21 protein-coding genes are annotated in these 22,966 nt (G+C 56.0%); 11 read left to right on the forward strand and 10 right to left on the reverse strand.

Going from position 1 to position 22,966, the window contains the following annotated elements; genetic code table 11:
• Positions 1 to 193: 193 nt before the first annotated feature.
• The 3 genes from ABMV07_RS12885 to serS are packed head-to-tail and all read right to left on the reverse strand — an operon-like array spanning position 194 to position 4,155.
• Entirely contained in the window at positions 194 to 2,026 is a 1,833-nt protein-coding gene (locus ABMV07_RS12885) for a lysophospholipid acyltransferase family protein (RefSeq protein WP_374064696.1), read from the reverse strand.
• Between the two features lie 12 nt (positions 2,027 to 2,038).
• Complete coding sequence (locus tag ABMV07_RS12890; RefSeq protein WP_374064697.1) at positions 2,039 to 2,866, reverse strand: Cof-type HAD-IIB family hydrolase; 828 nt, start codon at positions 2,864 to 2,866, stop codon at positions 2,039 to 2,041.
• Between the two features lie 29 nt (positions 2,867 to 2,895).
• Positions 2,896 to 4,155 (reverse strand): serine--tRNA ligase, encoded by a 1,260-nt coding sequence (gene serS, locus ABMV07_RS12895; RefSeq protein WP_196977423.1) that lies wholly within the window; start codon positions 4,153 to 4,155, stop codon positions 2,896 to 2,898.
• Positions 4,156 to 4,252: 97 nt separating this feature from the next.
• Here serS and ABMV07_RS12900 point away from each other — a divergent pair, with 97 nt between their 5' ends.
• From ABMV07_RS12900 to ABMV07_RS12915, 4 genes are all read left to right on the forward strand, one after another.
• On the forward strand, positions 4,253 to 5,026 hold the full coding sequence (locus tag ABMV07_RS12900; protein WP_052306657.1) for a GntR family transcriptional regulator: 774 nt from the start codon (positions 4,253 to 4,255) through the stop codon (positions 5,024 to 5,026).
• 1 nt (position 5,027) lies between these two features.
• Positions 5,028 to 6,029, forward strand: a complete 1,002-nt coding sequence (locus ABMV07_RS12905; RefSeq protein WP_374064698.1) for a septum formation family protein — start codon at positions 5,028 to 5,030, stop codon at positions 6,027 to 6,029.
• A gap of 6 nt (positions 6,030 to 6,035) precedes the next feature.
• The gene (locus tag ABMV07_RS12910; protein ID WP_088267133.1) at positions 6,036 to 6,383 is read left to right on the forward strand and encodes a metallopeptidase family protein; all 348 of its coding nucleotides are present in this window, start codon (positions 6,036 to 6,038) and stop codon (positions 6,381 to 6,383) included.
• Between the two features lie 74 nt (positions 6,384 to 6,457).
• The gene (locus tag ABMV07_RS12915) at positions 6,458 to 7,705 is read left to right on the forward strand and encodes an ATP-binding protein (RefSeq protein ID WP_374064699.1); all 1,248 of its coding nucleotides are present in this window, start codon (positions 6,458 to 6,460) and stop codon (positions 7,703 to 7,705) included.
• Here ABMV07_RS12915 and ABMV07_RS12920 read toward each other — a convergent pair.
• Positions 7,691 to 8,317: a histidine phosphatase family protein gene (locus tag ABMV07_RS12920; RefSeq protein WP_088267131.1), complete on the reverse strand. Its 627-nt coding sequence runs from the start codon at positions 8,315 to 8,317 to the stop codon at positions 7,691 to 7,693. The two genes, ABMV07_RS12915 and ABMV07_RS12920, sit on opposite strands and share 15 nt — an antisense overlap.
• A 44-nt stretch (positions 8,318 to 8,361) precedes the next feature.
• Entirely contained in the window at positions 8,362 to 9,264 is a 903-nt protein-coding gene (pheA, locus tag ABMV07_RS12925) for a prephenate dehydratase (RefSeq protein WP_374064700.1), read from the reverse strand.
• Positions 9,265 to 9,299: 35 nt separating this feature from the next.
• Between pheA and ABMV07_RS12930 the strand changes: the two genes are divergently transcribed.
• From ABMV07_RS12930 to ABMV07_RS12940, 3 genes are read left to right on the forward strand one after another with little or no spacing between them, the layout of a single operon-like run.
• Positions 9,300 to 10,436, forward strand: a complete 1,137-nt coding sequence (locus ABMV07_RS12930) for an amidase (RefSeq protein WP_197692680.1) — start codon at positions 9,300 to 9,302, stop codon at positions 10,434 to 10,436.
• Entirely contained in the window at positions 10,433 to 11,128 is a 696-nt protein-coding gene (locus ABMV07_RS12935; RefSeq protein ID WP_374064702.1) for a CPBP family intramembrane glutamic endopeptidase, read from the forward strand. Before ABMV07_RS12930 ends, ABMV07_RS12935 begins: the two co-directional genes overlap by 4 nt.
• Before the next feature lie 28 nt (positions 11,129 to 11,156).
• Positions 11,157 to 12,425 (forward strand): LCP family protein, encoded by a 1,269-nt coding sequence (locus ABMV07_RS12940; RefSeq protein WP_374064703.1) that lies wholly within the window; start codon positions 11,157 to 11,159, stop codon positions 12,423 to 12,425.
• Between the two features lie 128 nt (positions 12,426 to 12,553).
• On the opposite strand, the gene ABMV07_RS12945 is transcribed toward ABMV07_RS12940, so the two are convergent.
• Entirely contained in the window at positions 12,554 to 14,044 is a 1,491-nt protein-coding gene (locus tag ABMV07_RS12945; RefSeq protein WP_374064705.1) for an alanine/glycine:cation symporter family protein, read from the reverse strand.
• A 189-nt stretch (positions 14,045 to 14,233) separates the two neighbouring features.
• Here ABMV07_RS12945 and ABMV07_RS12950 point away from each other — a divergent pair, with 189 nt between their 5' ends.
• A complete protein-coding gene (locus ABMV07_RS12950; protein ID WP_374064706.1) occupies positions 14,234 to 16,027 on the forward strand; it encodes an acyltransferase family protein in 1,794 nt (597 codons plus the stop codon).
• Positions 16,028 to 16,088: 61 nt separating this feature from the next.
• Here the strand turns inward: ABMV07_RS12950 and ABMV07_RS12955 are convergent, their stop codons facing one another.
• The 4 genes from ABMV07_RS12955 to ABMV07_RS12970 form a co-directional block, all read right to left on the reverse strand.
• Entirely contained in the window at positions 16,089 to 16,994 is a 906-nt protein-coding gene (locus ABMV07_RS12955; RefSeq protein WP_374064707.1) for a DUF5926 family protein, read from the reverse strand.
• Between the two features lie 11 nt (positions 16,995 to 17,005).
• Positions 17,006 to 17,689: a glycerophosphodiester phosphodiesterase gene (locus ABMV07_RS12960; RefSeq protein WP_082261561.1), complete on the reverse strand. Its 684-nt coding sequence runs from the start codon at positions 17,687 to 17,689 to the stop codon at positions 17,006 to 17,008.
• Positions 17,690 to 17,834: 145 nt separating this feature from the next.
• Positions 17,835 to 18,791 (reverse strand): L-lactate dehydrogenase, encoded by a 957-nt coding sequence (locus ABMV07_RS12965; protein ID WP_004567410.1) that lies wholly within the window; start codon positions 18,789 to 18,791, stop codon positions 17,835 to 17,837.
• Positions 18,792 to 19,154: 363 nt separating this feature from the next.
• Positions 19,155 to 19,880 carry an NrtR DNA-binding winged helix domain-containing protein gene (locus tag ABMV07_RS12970; RefSeq protein ID WP_197690872.1) on the reverse strand — a complete coding sequence of 242 codons (726 nt, stop codon included), beginning with the start codon at positions 19,878 to 19,880 and terminating at the stop codon, positions 19,155 to 19,157.
• Positions 19,881 to 19,936: 56 nt separating this feature from the next.
• On the opposite strand from ABMV07_RS12970, the gene nadA reads away from it, so the two are divergent.
• The 3 genes from nadA to nadC are packed head-to-tail and all read left to right on the forward strand — an operon-like array spanning position 19,937 to position 22,895.
• Complete coding sequence (gene nadA, locus ABMV07_RS12975) at positions 19,937 to 20,854, forward strand: quinolinate synthase NadA (RefSeq protein WP_088267121.1); 918 nt, start codon at positions 19,937 to 19,939, stop codon at positions 20,852 to 20,854.
• Positions 20,851 to 22,080: an L-aspartate oxidase gene (locus ABMV07_RS12980; protein ID WP_088267120.1), complete on the forward strand. Its 1,230-nt coding sequence runs from the start codon at positions 20,851 to 20,853 to the stop codon at positions 22,078 to 22,080. Before nadA ends, ABMV07_RS12980 begins: the two co-directional genes overlap by 4 nt.
• Positions 22,068 to 22,895, forward strand: coding sequence for a carboxylating nicotinate-nucleotide diphosphorylase (gene nadC / locus ABMV07_RS12985; protein WP_014319530.1), 828 nt, complete (start codon positions 22,068 to 22,070; stop codon positions 22,893 to 22,895). Before ABMV07_RS12980 ends, nadC begins: the two co-directional genes overlap by 13 nt.
• Positions 22,896 to 22,966 lie beyond the last annotated feature (71 nt).

Here is a 22,966-nt window from a genome sequence, read left to right on the forward strand (position 1 = left end):
GTTGCCACACTCCTTCTTTGCGTCCGAGGTTTGCCCCAACCCTACTGAACCGTAAGTTAGGCAGACTAGACCCTAGAGCAAGTTTTTTAGTTTCGGAGATAATAACAACTGGTAGCAGGCGATATAACCAGTGGTGACGGTAGCAAAAAACGAGCCGCGCGACATACGCCACACAGCCCGCTAAACCCGCAATTTACACACTTTCAGGGGTAATAAAGTGCTTGTCCAAGAAATTAATTACCCCGTCTTTGTCCGGACGATCGCACCACTGCGCGGCCTCCCGCAACACCACCACCGGCGCCGACACCACCGCAACACGATGCCCCGCACGCGCCAACGCATCCACCTCCGACGCATCAGCAGCACACACCAACACCTCATCCCAGACATCCCCCACGCACGCCTGCACAGCCACCTCAACAGAAGCCTCAGGCGAAACAATCACACAACGATCTGATTCCCCCGGCAACGGAACAACCCGCACCACCTGCGACAACTCCTGCCACAGCTCCGGATCAGCCCCCACCCTAGACACAACGCCATGGTGAGCGTCTTTCCATTCCACACCAAGGCCCAAGCTATCCACACACTCTTGCACAGCAGCGCGAAGCTCATCGGAAACCACACACTCATACAACTTCGAGACGTCCGTGGCACTCACCTTGGCGGTCACCGCACCAGCGCTAGCACTGACCCAGACATCCGCACCCGACTCCTGTGCCACCTGACGCGCAAGCGCCACCGCCCGATCCATGCCACTGATCGTGGTTAACACCACCGGACGCTGCTGCGCCAACGCCGCCACCTGAGACAGTGCCGACGGCGTCAGCGTGAGCTCAGGGTACGTAGCCACCGCACCATCAGCACTCAACACCAGCGCACGCGGCAACTCAGACTTCGGTGCATCTTTACGCTGCGGCAACCGATCCAACAACATGCTGACCTGGGCCGTAGCCTGCAACACCACAGGATTCACCTGGCTGGCAGTCACCGCCTGCCCATACAAATCCGCAACACTACGACGCAGCTGCTCACCGGCATCCACCACACGGTCTTTGCCTTCCTTCGCGCTAGAGACAACCTCCTCAACGAACTCGTCGACAGTGTCTTTCAACACCGACAACGCCTTACCTGCATCCGTCTTAGTGGGCGCCTCCCCATGCAACATGTCTTCCACACGGTGCCGAGCAGCGTCGACAGCACTCGCGCCCGCCTTCGTGGCCTGCGTAATCCGCTCCGTCAGCTGCGCAATCTCCTCCGTAAGCACGCGCACACGGCGACGCTCCTGCTCCACCTTCTCGTCTTCCACCTGGGCTTCGTCGAAAGTCGGCGCACCGCCACCCAACCGCGCCGGCGCCCACAACGCACCAGGAGTAATAGGCTCCTCATCCTGATAATCAGACCACACCTCCTCAAGGCCCGCGATCATCCGACGACGCAATTCCTGAGTCGCCTCGTTCACATCGCCCTCGGGATACCACGCTGGGAACACCTTCATATGGATAGGCGAACCAGGATGAATTAGATTCTTCTTACGCCCCTTAGTCCACACCCGCTGCGACCCCACCACCATCACCATGATGATCGGAACCCCCGCCGCCTGCGCCATACGCACAGCACCTGGACGCAACGTTTTAATCTCAAAGCTGCGCGAAATCGTCGCCTCGGGGAAAATGCCTATGAGCTCCCCCTCTTTGAGCATATCCACCGCCTGGTCAAAAGCCGCGGTGCCGTCGATACGATCCACAGGAATATGACGCATCTCCCGCAACAACGGCCCAGCAACCGGATGCTTAAACACATCCCCCTTAGCCATATACCGGACATACCTACGGAACTTCCTAAACGGATATCCCGCATAAATAAAATCCAAGTACCCCGTGTGGTTAACCACCACAACAGCGCCGCCAGACTCTGGAACATTCTCCTCGCCCGAAATACGGATCTTGATGCCTTGGGCAGCCGTGATCGCGCGCACAGCACCAATTATGTTGAGGTACAAAAGATCGTGGAACATGCCTGCCATGTTACGGGGTCACTACCCCTGCAGCCACTCCCGCAATACCACCGCAATGCCTGCCTGATCGTTCGACGGCGCCACCACATCAGCAGCACGCTGCAACTGATCGCACGCATTACCCATCGCAACACCAGTGCCCGCCCAACGAATCATCTCAAGGTCATTGGGCATATCGCCAAACGCAATCGCATCCGCAGGATCCACACCAAGGTCTTGCGCCACCACATCCAACGCCGAAGACTTATTCACCCCAGGCTGCATAACCTCCAACAAACCGTCCGGCATGGAATAGGTCACATGGGCCACATCTGCGGGTACCACGGGAGCAACCAAGCGGTGCATCTGCTCCGATGTCAACGCATCATTGCGCAGCAACAACTTCACCGCAGGACGCGCTAACACCCGATCAAGCTCCACAGTGGAATGCTCAATAGACTCCCACGAATGCACAAAATCTGGGGTCACCATAAAAAGTTCACCGGGTATGTTGTGGGCAGACATCCCTGCGCGTTCTACTCCCACACCGCAACCGCCGAGATCGCTCAGCGCCTTACGGGCAACGCGCACCACCGTGCGCATGGTGTCGGAGGCAAGCTCACGACGATACGTAATGCGATCGCGGGCGGGATCATAAATCACCGCACCATTAGCACAAACACACAGCGTAGGCGGGGTATAAAGCTGATCGATGATCGGATGAATCCAGCGTGCCGGCCGCCCCGTGGCCACAACGAAAGACACCCCAGCGCGTTGAGCAGCCGCAAGCGACTCCTTCACAGCACTGGGGATGCGTTCCTTGGAGTCGATGAGTGTTCCGTCGATATCGCTGACAATAAGTGCGCTCATCGCTCTCCTTGTATCTTTTCGCTGGGAAATTACTTCTTTGGCTCGAGTACTTCCTTGCCCACGAATGGGCGCAGTGCCTCAGGAACGATCACCGAGCCATCAGCCTGCTGGTTGTTCTCAAGGATAGCGACCAGCCAACGTGTGGTAGCCAAGGTGCCGTTCAGGGTTGCTGCGGTGTGCGCCTTGCCGGACTCGTCACGGTAGCGAGTACGCAGACGACGTGCTTGGAAGGTGGTGCAGTTCGAGGTCGAGGTCAGCTCACGGTAGGTGTTCTGGGTTGGAACCCATGCCTCGGTATCGAACTTGCGGGCAGCAGAGGAACCAAGGTCGCCGCCGGCGACGTCGATAATGCGGTAAGGAACCTCAACAGCAGCCAACATTTCGCGCTCCATATTCAACAGAGCTTGGTGCTGCGCAACAGCCTCTTCCGGCTTGCAGTAAACAAACATCTCCAGCTTGTCGAACTGGTGCACGCGCAAAATACCACGGGTGTCCTTGCCGTAGGAACCCGCTTCACGACGGAAGCAGCTCGACCAGCCCGCATACTTGATAGGACCATCAGCCAGATCAATGATCTCATCTTGGTGGTAACCAGCCAACGCCACCTCGGAGGTACCCACGAGGTAGAGGTCATCGCGCTCAAGGTAGTAGATCTCATCCGAGTGAGCACCCAAGAAACCGGTACCGGACATGACCTCTGGGCGGACAAGCACAGGTGGGATCATCAGCTGGAAGCCGTTCTCGCGAGCCTTTTGCGCCGCAAGATTCAGCATGCCCAACTGCAGGAATGCGCCATCGCCGGTGAGGTAGTAGAAGCGTGCACCACCAACCTTGGTGCCGCGTTTGACGTCGATAAGCCCAAGCGACTCACCAAGATCGAGGTGATCCTTTGGCTCGAAATCAAAGGTACGTGGGGTGCCTACGTGCTCCAAAACGATGTAGTCATCCTCGCCACCAGCTGGGGCATCGGTAACAACGTTGCCGAACAGCATTTGGATCTCGTTGACCTTGGCCAACGCTTCAGCCTCGGCCTCCTCCGCTGCCTTCACGCGGGACTTCAGCTCGTTAGAGCCCTCCAGCAAAGCGGGACGCTCTTCTGGGGAGGCCTGGCCAATCTTCTTGCCAAAGGCCTTGTGCTCGGCGCGCAGGTCGTCGGCAGACTTAATGGCCTCGCGGCGCTTCTCGTCAGCCTCGAGGAGCTGATCCACCAGAGCTGGGTCTTCGCCACGAATGCGCTGGGACTCGCGGACGACATCAGGGTTTTCGCGGAGGAACTTTAGATCAATCACAAAACTTACACTACCGCGTTCCTTAGTTAAGAGGGTGGTTCGGACCGCCCCAGACCCCGCAATGGTTCAAAGATCACACCAGAAACCCTCGCTGGTTATGACCACTCACGGTATGCTCATACCTATGGTCGACACTCTCCTGGAGTTGCCCGCCAGGACCCTGACTGACGGAACCAGCACTCCGAAACACCAGCAACTCAGGGAAATTCTCGAAGAACTCTGCCGCACCCAGCTCAAACCTGGCGACATGCTCCCCGGCGAACGCGCCCTAGAGGAGCAATACGGAGTTAGTCGCATCACGGTACGACGCGCCATCGGCGACCTCGTTGCCACCGGCCAACTGCGACGCAGCCGCGGCAAAGGCACCTTCGTTGCCCAAGCCCCCATGATTACTCGGCTGCAGTTGGCGTCGTTTAGCGACGAAATGGCCGCCCGCAAGATCGAAGCCTCCAGCAAGATCCTCGCATCCTCATGGTCTTCACCCAGCGCCGTTGTCCACGAATTTTTCGGCACCGAACAAGGCACCCCGCACACCCATCTCGTGCGCGTCCGCCTCGGCGGTGGCAAACCATTTTGCATTAACGACGCCTGGTACAACTCCGCCATCGCACCTGACCTGCTCGAAAACGACGTATATAAATCCGTCTACTCCATCCTTGAGCAGAACTACGGCGCATCTATTACCGGTGCCGAACAAATCACCACTGCGGTGGCCGCCACCCCAGAAACCGCGCGGATTCTCGGCGTGGATGTCGGCGAACCACTACTGAAGGTGGAACGCCACGCACACGCAGGAGAAAACCCCATCGAGTGGTGTTCCTCGCTCTACCGCACCGACCGCTTCGCGTTAAGGACGTTTATCACGAAGTAGTATGGGCGAAATGAGTTCGAAAAAGGTTGCAGGTTTTGCAGGTGTGGCTGCTCTCGTAGTGACTAGCGGCGTAGGCGCGTACACGTACACGGCGTCGCAACACGACAACGCGCCCCGCCCGCAGACCGCAACGTCTAGCGCACCAGCTGCCTCCGTCGGGTCATTTACCAGCGCTGACGCTGGCGCATGCCTGACATGGGCAGATAACGGCGGCAAAGTGTCCAAGTTCGAACAAACCGATTGCGCAGGCGAGCACCGCTTCGAGGTGTCCTCCCGCGAGGACCTCAACGCCTACCCATCCAAGGAGTTTTCCAACAACGCCGCCAAACCAGACCTGACCCGCCAGGCGCAGCTGCGTGAAGAGCTTTGCCTCAGCCCTACCTTGCAGTACTTGGGTGGCACGTATGATCCGCTGGGGCGTTATTCGGTTGCGTCGATTCTGCCATCGCAGGATGCGTGGGAAAAGGGTGACCGCACGTTGCTATGTGGTGTGCAGGCCACGGATGATTCCGGCAAGGTGATCATCACCTCTGGTAAGGCCGCCGAGCAGGATCAATCTCGTATTTTTAGTGCGGGGCAATGCTTGCTTATCGACGCAGTCAAGGCCACCCGTGTAGTTGATTGCCAGCAGGATCACCAACTGGAAATCACCTCGGTAGTAGATCTGCAACCTGTTTTCCCACAGTTCATTCCGTCAATTGAGGACCAAGACAAGCACTTACAGCAGGTGTGCACCCAAGCAGCCCGCGACTACCTCGGTGGCGACGACCCTCTCTATTACTCAACCTTGCAGCCCTTCTGGACTACCCTGCCCGATAATTCTTGGTCGGGCGGTTCTCACAGCGTGAACTGTGCACTCGTGTTCGGCCAAGAGGACGGCAACTTCGGGGTGCTGCACGGCACCGCCAAGCATGGCTTTACTATCAACGGCCAGCCGCCTGCGCCTCGCCCCGAACGTGCTCCGATTGTCAACCCCGAGGTGCTCGAAGGCACGGCCCCTTAAAGCACCATGGTTGAGATTTCCCACGAGGAGTTTGAAACGCTTGTCGACGAAGCCCTCGCCGCCATCCCCGATCCCGTCGCCGACCGCATCGCAAACCTTGCATTCCTCGTCAGCGACTATGCCGAGGAGTCCCCTTATATCCTCGGCCAGTATCACGGTGTTGCGTTGACCGAGCGCACCTTTGACCACACTGGTTTTCTACCCGATACCATCACGGTTTATCGCGAAGCTCTCAAGGATTTTTGCAGCTCCCGCGAAGAACTGGTCGAGCAAGTACGTGTAACGGTTATGCACGAGATCGGCCACTATTTTGGGCTCGATGAGGACGATCTGCACCGCCTTGGCTACGCCTAAACCCTTGTACAATTTGCATCCTTCGCGAGCGCAAAATGGGGTAGTTCGTTGCCGCAAAATGGTATCCTTTAGGGATGAAATACCAGCTTAGAGCCATTGATAATCAGCTCGATGAAATGCTTCAATTTTCCGGAGCAATTGCGGTCGGAGGCGTAAAAGGAGTGGGGAAAACAGAATCAGCAATTCGGCGCAGTGAACATCTACTGCAATTAGACCGCGCCGGTGATCGTCAGCTTCTTGAAGCCGATCCAGAATTTAGAAGTTTTTCTACAGGCACCATCCTCATCGATGAATGGCAAAGAATGCCTGAATGCTGGGATTTTGTTCGCAGAGGCGTTGATGCGCAGCGCACACCAGGGCGATTTTTGCTGACTGGTTCTGCAACGCCACAAGCAGGAATAGATACCCACAGTGGAGCAGGCCGTATCCTTTCTATCCGTATGCGCCCCATGGCGCTTTTTGAGCGAAGAGAACACTCCGCCACTGTGAGCTTGGCTGATCTTTTTCTTGGCAATGCCCCTATTAGCGGAACGACAGATTTAACGCTTAACGACTATGTCTCAGAAATCGCACGAAGCGGTTTTCCAGGGTTTAATGAACAGCCACAACGCGCCATCAACGTGGAGTTGGACTCTTATATTGAAAGAATCGTTGATCGGGATCTCCCTGAGCAGGGGTACAACGTGCGCAATCGAGCAGGACTTTTAGGATGGATGCGCGCGTATGCTGCAGCATCGTCAACCACCATGAGCTATTCAGAAATCCTTAATGCTGCTAGTCCAGGCGAAAGCGATAAGCCAGCCCGCAAAACTGCTGCACTATATCGCAGTAAGTTGACTGAGATTTGGATGCTTGACGAGGTTCCGGCATGGGATTTTGTACGATCGCCGCTTGCTGGACTCGCACAAGCACCAAAACACCAATTGGCTGATCCTGCCTTTGTCCTTCGTCTTTTAGGAGTACCAGCTAATCGTCTGTTTACAGAGCGTTATCGCCATTTTTTGGGCCCACTATTTGAATCATTAGCTACATTAAGCGTTCGAGTCGCCGCGGAATCACAATTTGGTTCCGTTAGGCACCTGCGTACTCGACGCGGAGACCATGAAGTTGATCTCATTGCGTCGAATCAAGACGGCGATCTTGTAGCTATCGAGGTAAAGCTCACCGCTGATGTGAAAAATGACGATGTCGCGCATCTTCACTGGTTAAAAGAACAACTGCCGGATGATGTGGTCGATATGGTTGTTCTGACAACTGGCAACCGCGCATATCGACGTAGCGACGGAGTCGCCGTGGTGCCGTTAGCACTATTCGGCGCCTAGCTCCGCCCCTGCCCAGGTAATCAGCTTCCACTGGCCGTATTCTCCGGTCGGGTCGATGACGATGGTGGAGGTGTTGTCGATGTAGTGCTGGAGTGCGAAGTCTGCGGTGACGTTGGTGCCAAAGCGGGTGACAATGCGCATGGCTGCGCCGTGGCTCACGATCAGGTGGTCGCCGTCGTGAGTGGCGAGTTCTTCGAGTATGGGACGCATGCGTTCTACTACTTGGCCTGCGGTTTCACCATCGGGCATGGCTGCGCTGCGGTCACCGTTCATCCAGCTGTGAAGGGCGTGGGTGTATAGGTCGTGGGAGTGTCTGTCGGTGTTGCCTTCGATGGATCCGGCGTCGATTTCGCGGAGATCGGCGTTGATGCTGAGCGGGATGGTGCCCGGCGCGATTCCGAGGGTTTCTTCGTAGGATTTGAGCACTGCTACTGCTGTTTGCTGGGTGCGGATGGCAATGGAGCAGGTCACGGTGCGGATGTCTCGGCTCAGTGTTGCAAGGCTGCGGCCGGCGTCGTCGGCTTGGGTACGGCCGATAACGCTGAGTTCGGCGCCTGGGGGCCTAGTGTCGAGGACTTTTGCGGCGTTGGCAAAGGTGCGCCCGTGGCGCATGAGGATGAGACGTCCCAAGATTGTTTCCTTATTTTTCTTTCTGATTAGGCACCGTTGCGGGCTGCTTCTACCCATGCGGATGCGGCCTGTGCGACGGTGGGGTCGACTGCTGTGACGGGTTGGCCGGAGATGGCTGGCCACGAACCGATAAATTTTAGCGCGTTGCACCGTAGGTAGAGTGCTCGGAGTGCTTCGGCGACATTGAGGTCGTCGATATGCCCGTTGATGTCCACGTGGAATCGGTAGGTTCCTAGGCCTTCTTCGATGGGGCGGGATTCGATTCGGGTGAGGTCTACGCCGCGCATGGCGAATTCGGAGAGTGCGCCGACGAGGCTGCCGGGTTCGTTTTTGAGCGTGAACACTACGGAGGTGCGGTCGTGGCCGGTGCGTGGGGTCGGGGTGTCGGCGTGTCCGACGAGGACAAATCGAGTGCGAGCGCCGGTGACGTCGGCAACGCCGTCGGCGATGATGTTAAGCCCGTACACGTCGGCGGCGCGGGCGGGGGCTGCGGCAAAGTCCACGATGTTGTCTTTGGCCATGCGGGCGGCTTCGGCGTTGGATGATGCGGGGACGAATTCGGCTGCGGGTGCGTTGGCGGCAAGCCAGGTTTTTACCTGCTGGTAGGCCACGGGGTGGGTGGCAAAGCGGCGTAGGGGTGCGCCGGTGCGTTGCATGATGGCGAAGGCGATGGGGAGGTCGAGTTCGTGGAAGATGCGCACGCCTTCGATGGTGGTGAGGGCGTCGAAGGTGGGGGTGACGGGGCCGTCAACGGAGTTTTCGATGGCAACGCAGGCGTAGTCGGCTTCTCCTGTGGCGACGGCGGCGATCGCTTCGCGGGGGTTGGTGGCCGCAATGGTGTCGACGGTTTCTAGTCCGAGGCGGGTGGCAAATTTCCACAGTGCGGCTTCGGTGAATGTTCCTTCTGGCCCGAGATAGGCAATCCTCATGCGTCTTACTCTATCTGGCCGGTAAGGTATTCGTCATGCCTACCCATGAGCAGATTGATCTCCTTGCAGCACAGGTGGCTCAGATGTCTGCTTCAGATCATGGTTTTTGTTATTTTGATGCGGATGCCGCCCATGAGCAGGCAGAGCATGCGCGTGGGCGGTTGTCAGGGTGGATTATCCCAGCGAAGGATTTGTCTGATGTGGCTGGGATGCCTACGACGTTTGGTTCGCATTATCGGGTAACGCACCCTCATAAGACGGATGCGTTTGTGGCACGATTTATGGCTGAGGGTGCGGTGGTGCCGGGTAAGAGTCTGACGCCTGAGTTGGGGTTGACTGCCTATACGGAGCCGGTGAATCAGCCTGCGCCGGTGTTTGAGGGCCATACGCCTGGTGGTTCTTCTGGTGGTGCTGCTGTGATGGTGGCTCGTGGTTTGGTGCGGGCTGCGCATGGTTCTGATGGTGGGGGTTCGTTGCGTGTTCCTGCTGCGTGTTGTGGGTTGGTGGGTTTTAAGCCGCCGCATAATACGGCGGGGGCGGTACCGGTGACGCAGGGTTTTCTTACGCGCACGCTTGCCGACGTCGCCTTCCTCCACGCCATAACCCCAGTTCACCGCCCGTTGCGGGTGGGAGTATTAACGCAGCCGGTTCATGCTGAGGTTTCTGTTGCGGATCCGATGCTGGCGGCGGTCGATGCTGCGGCTTCTGCATTGTCGCAGGCGGGACATCAGGTAGTTGAGGTGCAGCGTCCGTATGGGGATGCACCGTTTGCGGCGTTTTCTGACATTCTTGCGTTGCGCTCTGCCAAGATTCATGGTGAGGCATCGCCGTTGGTGTCGTGGCTGCGGGATCGTGGTGGCCGCATTGGGGGGCGTCGAAAAGCGGAGGCGATAGCCGAATTTTTGTCGGTGCGTGCGCAGCTTCTTGCCGCCTGGGATGTCGACGCGGTGCTCTCCCCTGTGTTGGCCTTCGACCCGCCGGCAGTGGGCTACTTTTCCGCGATGTCCCCTGAGCAGGATTTTCATACCCAAACCCAGTGGACTCCGTGGGCCACGATGTTCAACATGTCTGGGGCGGCGGCACTCAGCATGCCGTATGGGGGGCGCAACATCCACCTAGGGGCGCTTCACTGCAGCGTACCGGAGCTTTTCGGCCTGGCAGGTGACTTATGAGCACTCGCCGGCTACGTTACGAGGTCGCGCTCGTCCTCGCCTTGACCTTCGGCATGGCGGGGCTGCGCTCCATTTTCACGCTTATCGACGCCCTCTCCACCCCACTGAACACCCAAAGCGTGACGCTCAACACCCCACGCGCCACCGCCGCCTGGCTCGACTTTGCCCTCCAACTATGCGGCGCTGCCACCATCATGACGTGGGGATTACTCGCCCTCTTCCTCCTAGGCGAACGCCTAGGAAAGCCTCGGAGCACTGATTTGGGTTGGGGTGTAGGCCTTGCCTCCATTATTGGAATCCCAGGTCTGGGCTTCTACTATGCGGCGGTTCACCTCGGGCTAAGCAAGGAAGTTATCCCCTCAGCACTGGAACACTTTTGGACCATCCCCGTTCTGCTGCTGTTTTCTTTCGCCCACGCCTTCGCCGAAGAAATCGTCGTGGTCAAGTGGCTGAGTACAAGGTTGAACCAGCTCAACCACGGCCTTATTTTCACCTTGGTTGCCAGTGCCCTTTTGCGGGGCAGCTACCACCTCTACCAAGGCGTTTCCGCAGGTATCGGCAATGTCATCATGGGACTTATCTATGGTTGGTTTTATCTGCGCTACCGCCCCACATCCATCTGGCCACTAATCATCGGCCACTTCCTTATCGACGCCGTTGCCTTCGTCGGTTACGCCATTATTAACGGCTGACCTGCACCAGCACTGTATGCTCTAACACATGGATGAACAGCGTAATCAGGGCGAATTCCTTCTCGGCTCAGATGGAAAACCCCTCTTGGACCGCTACGGTCGCCCCATCCGGAGGCGACGCTCCGCACCACGCCGCCCTGAGCTTAGCGAAGCAACGCGGGTAATCCGCACGGAAACCACCCAAATGCCAGCCCAGCACAGAGCTGTTCCGCAGGAGCGCCCGCGGCAATACATTCCTACCCCCGAAGAGCAGCAACGCTACCGCGCACAGCAGTACTACCAGCAGCAACAGCCTGCACAGCCCGTGCAGCCTGGTCAGCCTGGGTTTGAACCTAATCGACGCTACCGTCGCAGCCAGGTCACGCTTCCCGCAGAACCCAAGAAGCGTCGTCGTTTGCGCCCAGGCGGCTGCATCACGGGCTTGGTGTGGACGCTGGTCATTGTGATGGTTCTTGGTATCGCTGGCACGTTGTGGCTAGACACTCGGCTCAATCGTGTTCAGGCCGCACCGCCGCAGCACATTGCGAAGACTTCCGGCTCGAACTGGCTGCTCGTGGGCTCTGACTCCCGCAGCGGCCTGTCCGAGGAGGATGTTCAGCGCTTGGGCACGGGTGGCGACATCGGTTCCATGCGCACGGACACGATCATGGTGTTGCATATTCCGTCGTCAGGCAAGGCCACATTGATGTCGATCCCGCGTGACTCCTATGTGGAAATCCCGGGCTACGGCATGGACAAAATCAATGCGTCGTTCACCTACGGTGGTGCGCCTTTGCTCACCCAAACCGTGGAAAATGCCACTGGCCTGCGCATTAACCACTATGCCGAGATCGGTATGGGCGGGTTGGCCAATGTGGTCGACGCGGTTGGTGGTATCGAGGTATGCCCCGCCGAACCTATCGACGACCCCCTCGCCAGCCTCAACATCGCCGCCGGCTGCCAAAAAGTCGACGGCCCCACTGCCTTGGGTTATGTGCGCACCCGCCACACCGCTCTGGGTGATCTTGACCGTGTGCAGCGTCAGCGCGAATTCTTTGCAGCTTTGGTCAACAAATTGACCTCCACGTCGACTTTGGTTAATCCTTTCCGCATCATGCCCACGATTAATACTGTGGCGGGTTCGTTCACTGTGGGTAAGAAGGATCATGCGTGGCATTTGGCCCGGGTGGCGCTCGCTATGCGCGAAGGTGTGGAAACAGTGACGGTGCCATATGCAGGTTTTGCTGATTATGACGTCGGAAATGTGGTCCTGTGGGACGAGGTCGCTTCCGAGGAGCTGTTCGCTTCCCTGCGTTAGTGGCCCAAAAGCACAAAGTGAGTAGTTCGTGCCAAATCTTTTTCACCTCCGCAGCGTTTCCGCAGGTCGGAGATATTAGAAAAGATTTAATTTGGCACGAACTACTCACTTTTGGCATCTAGCCGCCGTTAGCGAGCTTTGTACGTATCCCAGAACTCAGCGTTCTTGATTCCCACCGCAGCAGGATCAAATTGTGGATCCAGTCCGGCTTTCTTCTGCTCGTTGTAGTCGCGCAGGCACTTAATAGCTGGGACTTGCAAGATCAGGATGGCGATCACGTTGAGCCATGCAGTGGCACCTGCTCCAATGTCACCCAATGCCCATGCAGCACCTGGCGTAGATACTGCACCGATCCAAACGGATACCAGCATCAGGCAGCGCAGGCTGAAGATGGTGGCGCGCCTTGCGGTTGCTTTGGAGATCCAGCGCATGAGGTAGGTGAAGTTGGTTTCGGAGATGTAGTAGTAGGACAAGATGGTGGTGAAGCCGAAGAAGAGGATGGCTACGCCGATAAAGGATGATCCGGCACCTGAGGCGACGGAGTCGAGGCCTTGTTGGACGAATCCTGGTCCCACGGGGGTGTTGCTTGGTAGAGAGCCTGCGTAGCGCACGGGGTTGTCTTCAGTGCCGCCTTCGAAGACGCGGTACATGTCGGTGGAGATGATGATGAAGGCGGTTGCGGAGCAGACGAAGAGGGTGTCTACGTAGACGGCGAAGGCTTGTGCGAAGCCTTGTTTTGCGGGGTGGGATACTTCGGCTGCGGCTGCGGCTTGGGGGTTGAGCCCTTGGCCAGCTTCGTTGGAGTAGATTCCGCGGCGTACGCCCCACATGATGGCGGAGCCGAGGAGTCCGGAGAAGGTGGCGTTGGCGTTGAATGCGGAGCTGAAGATGGTGCCAAATACGTGTGGGACTTGGTCGAAGTGCATGAAGAGCACCACGAGCGCGATGATAATGTAGACCACGGCCATGAAGGGCACGACTAACGACGCAAACCAGGCGATGCGCTTCACCCCGCCGAAGATGATGAGGGCGAGTATCATGGTAAGGAATGCGCCGACGATGCGAACGTCAAGGTTCCATGCGTTGTGCATTGCCGACGCCACACCGTTGGCTTGCACACCCGGCATGAAGTAGCTGGTGGAGAAGATCATGACCACTGCGAAGGCGATGGCGTAGAACAGCATGAAGGGGGCTGCTTTGGTGTGCTTGAGGCTTTTCTCAATGTAGTAGGCCGGTCCGCCGCGGTATTCGCCGGTGTCTTGGTCGCGCTCTTTGTAGATTTGGGCGAGGGTGCATTCGATAAAGGAGGTGGCAGCGCCGAGGAAGGCAACGGCCCACATCCAGAACACGGCACCGGGTCCGCCGAAGGCGATGGCGGTTGCTACACCGGCGATGTTTCCTACGCCCACGCGTCCGGCGAGGGACATCATGAGGGATTGGAAGGAGGACACACCGTTTGCTGATTTTCCACCGGCGCGGAGCTGACGAAGCATGTCGGGGAGGCCGGTTACTTGAACGCACTTGGTGGCGATGGTGAAGTACAGGCCTGCTCCGAGGCAGAGAAAAACAAGGAAGGGTGACCAGATGATCGAATTAAGGGTTTCGATGAGCGTATTCATGCTGTGCTCCGGAGTTTCCTGACAATAAGCGTGTCTTATAACCTATCATCCGACAGATTTAATGTGCATCACCGTACCCCCTACCACTAATAAAGCAGAGGCGCTACCCACATGACTAGCTCCGTTGCTAATAGTTTTTTTGCCTAGTAGATTTTCATTCTTGCACGCTATCAAACGAGAAAGCAGAGCATGAGAATTAGAAACGTACCGGGCATTGACGGACTTCGGGGAATCGCTGTCTTGGCCGTGATCGTCTATCACTTCTATGGCGCCGCCCTGCCGGGTGGCTTCTTGGGAGTCGATATTTTCTTTGTGCTTTCCGGCTTCCTAATCACCAGCCTGCTTATTCGCGAGCACGCGGGTTCCGGCCGTATTGACTTGAAGCATTTCTGGGTACGTCGCGCTAGGCGCATTCTTCCTGCCGCGGTCACAGTGTTGATCACGGTCAGTGTGGTCACGGCCGCCATTGGTGGCGACGTTGCCGTGGGGTTGACCTCACAGTTCCTCGGCTCGTTACTCTTTGCCAACAACTGGGTTCAGATCGCCCAGAGTCAAAGTTACTTCTCCGACGCAGGTGTGCAGGTCTTTGCCCATTACTGGTCGCTGGCGGTTGAGGAGCAGTTTTATGTGGTGTGGCCCCTAATTTTCGTGGCTGTCGTCGCGCTGAGCAAGCGCGTTGTTCCGCTGATTCTCACGTTCTTGTTGGCTGTCGCGTCGGCGGTGTGGATGGCGCTTGCCTATAACCCTGAGGTGGATCCGTCTCGTGTTTATTACGGCACCGACACCCACTCCTTTGGCCTGCTCATTGGCGCGTTTTTGGCGTTTGCTATTACCAGTCGCACTGAGGGGGATTCGTGGCCGGCGTCGATACGCCAAAGCCGGATTAGTTCGATCGTTGGCCCACTTGCGCTGGTCGGGCTGCTGGTTATGCTCATGGCGGTTAACGCGACGCACCCTACAACGTACCGTGGAATCATTGTGCTGGGTTCGCTGCTCACGGCCATCGTATTGTGGTCGGTGGTCAATGAGCGCGGTGTTGTTTCCAGGATCATGGCCAACCCAGTGCTGCGCTGGCTGGGTCGTCGGTCGTTTAGTTTGTACCTCTGGCACTGGCCGGTGGTCAGCTTGTTGGCCTCGGTGATGGAGTCTCATTCGATTCTGATCGCACTGCTATCGGCGGTGTTCTCCGCAATTCTCGCAGAGTGGTCGTATCACGCGGTGGAGAATCCGCTGCGTCGTCAAGGATACCAGCGCTACTTTGGCGAGTGGTGGAAGCAGACCCACCCCATGCGCACACTTTCGCTTCCTACTGTGATGGCGGTTTTGTTGCTGTTCGTTCCTGTGGCGTTGTGGAGTGCTCCTGAAAAGACTGCGCTGCAAATGGATTTGGAGCGTTTGCAGGCACAACAGGAGGAGCAGCAGGCGCGTGCCGCGGAGGAGCGCGCTAAGGCACAGTTGTTGGCGGAAACGGAGCGTCGTCGTCTGCCTGAGGGCGAGGAGATCGTGGCCATCGGCGATTCCGTCATGCTCGCGTCTAGCGATGCCATCCAAAGCACCTACCCCGGCAGCTTTGTCGACGCCGCCGTCTCCCGCCACTACACAGCAGTCCTCGGGCTGCTCGACACTCTCCCCGTACGCCCATGGGTAGTGCTAGGTTTTGGCACCAACGGCCAAGCTTTCGACGGCCAGATCGAGGAGATCCTGAACAAGATCGGCCCCGACCACACCGTTGTGATGGTTCTCCCCTACGGTGACCGCACATGGATACCCGATGCTCGTCAACAAATTTTCGACGCAGCCGCCACCCACGACAACGTCGTCATCGCCGACTGGTGCGGCGCAGCCCAAGGCCACCCCGAGTACCTCCGTGAAGACCAAATCCACCCTAGTCCCGAAGGTGCCGCAGCCTACACCAAGGCGATCACAGATGCCTTCGAGCGTTGGAAGAACAACGACCGCAGCTTCACGTCAACGTGCCAATAGCAGTAATGCCACCCAGGACCGCATGATCCTTGGTGGCATTCCTTTTGTTATCGGTGCCGCGTCAGCGGATGGTCACCTGACGGGACTTAATGTTTTCTAGTTGCTTGCGCTCATCGGCGGTGAGCTGGGCGTCGTTAGCTAGCTCTGCTTCGATCTTCTCGTTCAACGCAACGAGGTCGTCGGCGTAGCTTTCTGGTGCGCGCTCTGGGTCGAGGTCCCACACTGGTACGACCAGTCCGTGGGTGCGGAATGCGCCTGCGAACTTGGTCTCCTCACCGAGTTTGAGCTCGCCACGAGCAGCGATACGAGCGAGGGCACGCAGCAGCGCATCCTCAGCTTCGGCGCGGACCCAACGAATATGTGCCTTCTCGCCTGGGTTGATCCACCAGACGGTGCCGGGGACGGGGGCGTCGACACGCGCGGAAGGCAAGACGGAATCGTTAGCAGCCTGGATAGCCTGGGCCTGCATGGGGTTCACGGTCGTGCCCTCTGGGAGCCACCAATCAAAGTTGGAGTACTCGGTGATCTTAAGGGTTTGGTCCTTGAGCAGTTCCGCAAGCTTTGGCTCGGTGCCATCTGCAAGACCCTTTTCTAGGATGTCGCCAGGCTTAGCGGTCTTTGCCCAGTTCAGGGCGTATGCGAGGTCGCGGTTCGGGTTTTGAGAGCGAGCCTGGGTCTGCAATGCGACGAACACTTCGCCGCCGGCGGACTCTTCACGCACAAGCGCTGCGGAGCCACCTGGCAGCACGGTGCACAAGTAGACGTTTTCCAGGCCTTCGACCTCGATCTTTGCGATAGCAGAGGGGACAAATTCCTGCACTGCCACGAGGTCGGTTTCAAAGGAGAAACCGCCATAAGGGCGGGGGTCGCGTTCAAAAGCGGCGCGCTCGGCGGCACGAGCCGCCAACTTAGCCTGCCTGCGGCTCATGCCCTCAGGCAGCTGTTCCTTCTTCTTTTTCTTAGCCATAACGGATAAGTCTATTGGGCGAGCGCCTCAAGAGCTACATCCGGGTAATCCGTGGCCAGCAACTGCACCCCGTTGTCGCGTGCCCAGCGTACATCGTCGGCGTCATTAACCGTCCACATGTAGGTCTTTTTGCCATCGCGGCCGATGAGCTGGGGGAGTATCTTCGCATGGGCTAGGGAAAGTCCCCACGCAGATGGGCGGGAGATGGCGAAGTCTTTGGGGTTGTAGCGTAGTTCCCATTCTCTGCGCAAGTAGATGGTGTCAAAGCCCGGCGCGATACGCCCCATGCGCCGGATCGCTGCGTGGGAGAAGGAGATGAGGTGGAATCGGGGGTCGTGGAGCAGGCCGCGGTAGCGCAGGCGTAGTGCGACTTGTTCTTCGGCCATGACTCCGTAGCGCATGGGGTGTTTTGTTTCTATATAGAGGTGTTTGTCCTCGGGGAGGATGTCGATGAGCTCGTCGAGGGTGATTATCCCGTGTTCTCTGAGCTGGTCCATGGTTGCGGTTGAGACGACAAGTCCGCAGCTTGCAATGCGCAGCAGGGTGCGGTCGTGGACGCAGGCGAGGTGGCCGTCGGCGGTGAGTCGGACGTCGCATTCCACCCCATGAATGGGCAGCTCGCAGGCTTTTTCGTATGCCTGTGCTGTCATTTCTGGGTAGCGGCCCCGAAATCCGCGGTGTGCGATGATCTCCATATTTTTGAGACTACTCCGTGGGCGAAAAACAGAAAGTGAGTAGTTCGTGCCAAATTAAATCTTTTCTAATATCTCCGACCTGCGGAAACGCCGCGGACGTAGAAAAGTTTTGGCACGAACTACTCACTTATCAAAAATGAGCGTCCTAGTTAGCTGGTGGGAAGAACTTCTCTTGGACTTCGCGGAGGGTATTTGCGGAGTGGATGAAGCGTTCCATTTCGTGGGCGGTGAGCTCGAGTTCCACAACGCGGTTGAGTCCGCCGCGGTTGATCACGGCTGGAGTACCAATGTAGATGTCTTCCTGTCCGTACTGTCCTTCCAGATAGGCGGAGACAGGCAGCGCTACTTCTTGGTTGTGGATGATGGCGCGAGTAATGCGCGCTAGCCCCATGCCAATGCCGTAGGAGGTGGAGCCTTTGGCGTCGATGATGGTGTAGGCGGCGTCGCGGGTTTCTTCGAAAATTTTCTCGAGTTCCTCTTCGAGTCCAGGGTTCTTTTGCAGCTGGCGGCGCATGGATACGCCGGCGACGGTTGCAGAGGAGAGGACTGGGAGTTCAGTGTCGCCGTGTTCGCCGATGATGTAGGCGTGGATGGAGCTTGGGGCGACGTCGTAACGCTCGCCGAGCATATAGCGGAAGCGTGCAGAATCGAGAACGGTACCGGAGCCGATGACGCGGTGGTGGTCGAATCCGGAGTATTTCCATACTGCGTAGGTGAGGATGTCGACTGGGTTGGAGGCTACGAGGAAGATGCCGTCGAAGTTGTTGGCCATGACGTTGTCCACGATGGACTTCATGATCTTCATGTTCTTGTCGACGAGCTGAAGGCGGGTTTCGCCTGGTTTTTGTGCTGCGCCTGCACAGATGACAACGACGGCCGCGTCTTCACAGTCGGCGTAGGTGCCCTTAGAAACCTTCGTACGTGACGACGCCCACACCACACCATGGTTGAGATCCATCACGTTGCCCTCGAGTTTTTTCTCGTCGATGTCGATGATGGCGAGGTGGTCTACAGTGCCCTGATTGACCAGTGCGTATGCGTAGGCCACTCCCACGTCACCCGCTCCAATGAGAACGACCTTGTTTCCGACGATGTTCTTCACAATGACCTTTCTAAAATTCGTGATCGGCTCGTGAGCCTCTAGTGTGCCTAGTGTGCAGCAGTGTGGCAGTATCGTGCACAGCGGGATCGGGACCCACATCCCATTATGCCCGATAATGTTGGAATATGCCCGTGTTATTTGCTTTTCGTGTTGAGATATACCTTACAACCCCAAGTGCACCCCAAACCAAACCCCCTAAATAGGACGGCATTGCAAAGGAAACCATCCTACGAAAGTGGCTTCTCTAGCACGCATCACCCAGAATCAGTTATGCGGTAGTAGCAATCTACTATCCGCGGACAGCTTTCTTCGCCGTAACCTCATCCCACGAGCTCATCACCACCGATTACTCTCGGTTTCACTTTAGGATTTGCACTTCCGAGATTCGGTAGGCTTGAGGGTTGCAAATGGATCGGTTATTTCAAGGCGATCGGTAGTAAAAGTAAAAAGTCGAGCTGGCCGACCGCTGCCTATTGCTCGCGCGGTGGTCGGCTGCAGTTGATTGCGCCGTGTAAGTATTCGTTGAAGATTGGTGGGAGAAACATTGTAGTTAAGGACGTGACTATATGTTTTAGCTAAATCTGAAATGGTAAATAAACGAGGTGCCAAGGCAAAACCAATATTGGAATAAGATAGCTTTGCCCTTAAACGATATAGACCTTGTTCGATAATATTTTTGTGGTCAAAGGCTAGCTCATCCAGATCAACAAGGGGGGTAAAGCTACCGTTAGTAACAGATGGGTCAATATCCCAAGGGATAAGACAGAGATGCGCCGTTGCAATGGTGCGGTCGTAGGGGTCTCTGTCTATAGCACTTCGGGTATCTAGCTGCTCAATGTGGCTGACCATGCTCGGGTGCACGCCGCTAAGATATAGATGCCTTAAGCATGCATCTTTTAACATCTCATTAGTTTCTAAAGCACCACTTGGCAGAGCTGACATATGGGTATACGGCGGTCGCGATCGGATAACAGTTAGAACATCCACGCCTTGTTGGGGATGGACTCGGAACACGCAGGCAATGGATTCGTGTCGAAATTTCGGTGTCCCATTAGCATCGCGCAGTGGTCGAGATTTTGTAGAGCCCATAAAGCAGATGATACTGTAAAAACACTTATCGCCCGACAGTCGAAAAGGGGCTATCCATGAATTTGATGGATCTAGCTAATGAGCACGATGCTCTCATCCTGGCTCACAACTACCAGACGCCCGAGATTCAAGATGTGGCACACCACGTCGGAGATTCTCTAGCCTTGGCAAAAATTGCCGCCGAATCTCAAGCAAGCACAATTGTGTTGTGCGGAGTTTATTTCATGGCTGAGACTGCAAAGATTCTCAGTCCCGAGAAACGTGTAATTATCCCCGAACCTGAAGCTGGATGTTCGTTGGCGTCTTCAATTACCGCAGAACAACTACGCGCATGGAAAGCTGAACATCCTGAAGCTGCCGTAGTGGCGTACGTCAATACCACGGCAGAAGTTAAGGCTCTCAGCGACGTCTGTTGCACCTCTTCAAACGCTGTGCGCGTGGTTGAATCAATCGACCCTGATCGCGATGTCCTATTCCTTCCGGATCAATTTCTAGGAGCCCATGTTCAGCGCGAAACTGGACGAAAAAACATTCATGTGTGGCTTGGGGAATGCCATGTTCATGCCGATATATCTCCGACACATATTACGGAAATGGCACATAACAACCCGCAAGCAGACCTATATGTCCATCCCGAATGCGGGTGTACAACCTCGGCGCTCTGGCTAGCTAGCCAAGGGGATATTCCACAAGCAAGAATCCTCTCTACTGGGGGGATGATGGAGGCAGCACGAAAAACTGCCGCATCCACAGTGCTAGTAGCAACAGAAATAGGGATGCTGCATCAACTACGTAAAGCCAACACAGCGACTGATTTCATTCCAGTCAATCCTCATGCTGCCTGCCCATTTATGCAAATGATAACAATGGAAAAACTAGAAAAAGCGCTAGTCGAAGGGCACCATGAGGTACACGTTGATCCGGTTTTAGCCCAACGTGCACGTGGAGCCGTTGAGGCGATGATCGCTTTATGATCTTCGAAGTTGATCTTGGCTCTACCGATTATATTGAAGAGCATGATGCCGTTATAGTAGGCGGCGGGGCAGCAGGGCTTCGCTCTGCGATTAGTTTAGCTGAGAGAGGCATAAGCCCAGTCATATTGACAAAAACTACTGTAGATGAATGCGCTACAGCATGGGCTCAAGGGGGGCTTGCTGCCGTGGAACCTCCCGATTCTTTTGAAAGCCATGCACAAGATACTCTCAAGGCTGGACACTATTGCGATCCCTTGATGGTTCGAGAAATGGTACAGCAGGCACCTGCAGTAATCGATGAACTCCGATCCTGGGGAATGCCGTTTAGTCCAGTTTTGCACCGCGAAGGCGGCCATGCTGTTGCAAGGGTTTATAACACTGGGGATGGTGCCACTGGCGCTGCAATGCATGCAGTTTTATTGACCCGCGCAAAAAAAATGGGAATCAAAATCACAGAGCACTTTAGAGCTGTAGATATTCTTACTAACGGCACAGCCGCGTGCGGCATTCGTGTACAGGATGAGAATGGCCGTATCGGGGAGCTACTAACAAATATCGTGGTTTTGGCCACTGGTGGAATCGGTAGAATTTTCGGGCGTACTACCAATCCAGTAACGGCTACTGGCGACGGCCTAGCCATGGCCATTCGCGCAGGCGCTCGTACTAAAAATATGCGATACGTCCAATTTCACCCGACCGTTCTTGATTCCCCCAGTGGGGTACTTATCTCCGAAGCAGTGCGAGGAGCTGGCGCGGTGATTGAATTATTTGATGGAACAACGATTCCATTGGCACCGAGAGATATTGTCTCAGCAGCGATCTGGAAAGCTGGTGGTCATGCAATCCTGAACTGCGAAAAAGTTGATTGGACGCAATTCCCAGCCATTGCACGACAACTTGAGGGGTATGACCTAGATCGCATTCCCATTGCTCCAGGCGCACATTATCACTGTGGCGGTGTGGTCGCAAATATTGACGGGAGCACATCAATAGATGGTTTGTATGCGGTTGGTGAGGTTGCGTGCACTGGGTTGCATGGCAGTAATAGATTAGCTTCCAATTCCCTTACTGAGGCAGTAACTATGGGGCGTCTCGTTGCAACTGGGCTGAATAAAAACCATGAATATACAAAACCCACTCCGCGTGCGCGCGTTATGGAAAATCTCGATGCATGTAATCTTCGTTTGGTTAAAGAAGCGGTAGGACAGCAGCCATGGATGTTATAAACAATGCCCTTAATGAAGATCTATGTTATGGTCCTGACGTCACAACAGAAGCAATTTTTGGGCTAGAAAAAGCCGAGGTGCAATTTGTAGCACGTGCCCATGGGGTTCTGGCCGGATCTAGGATAGCAGAGGAAGTTTTTCGCACGTACGCTACGCAATTGAAAATGCGAATTGACACCGAAGTTCTGATTGAGGACGGCGAGGTGGTCGCCCCAGGAGACGTCATCTTAAGGATTTCTGGCCCGCTGCGTGTTCTTCTTACCGCAGAGCGCGTTGCACTCAACATAGTTTCGCATTTATCAGGAATAGCTACACATACCTCGAAATGGGTCAAGCAAGTCGCAGGTACAGAAACTCGCATTCGAGATACACGCAAAACGCTGCCTGGACTTAGGCAGTTGCAAAAATATGCTGTGGTATGCGGTGGAGGAATAAATCATCGCATGGGGCTTGGGGATGCTGCCTTGATCAAAGATAACCACATAGCTTATCGGGGGATTAAAGATTGTGTATCTATTATTCGTAAAGCACATCCACACATATCGATTGAAGTCGAATGTGACACGCTGACACAGGTTGCCGAAGCCCTTGACTCGGGAGTGCGACTCATTTTGCTCGATAATATGTCTGTTGACCAAGTAAAAATCGCCGTAGATATGTGCCGAAAAGCTCCACACCCTGTAGAAATAGAAGCTTCAGGCGGTTTAACGCTAGATGTTGCTTTATCTTATGCGCAGACTGGTGTTGACTATTTAGCGGTGGGAGAGCTTACGCATTCGGTGCGAGCACTAGATATCGGTTGTGATGTGAATTAGTTTTCGGAAATGGGAGCTGTGTAATTCTAGATATCTAAGTTTTAACGGGCTGATTCCGATATTTCATCGGT

Origin of the sequence: Corynebacterium belfantii (assembly GCF_041898185.1) — a bacterium.
GTDB lineage: Bacteria > Actinomycetota > Actinomycetes > Mycobacteriales > Mycobacteriaceae > Corynebacterium > Corynebacterium belfantii.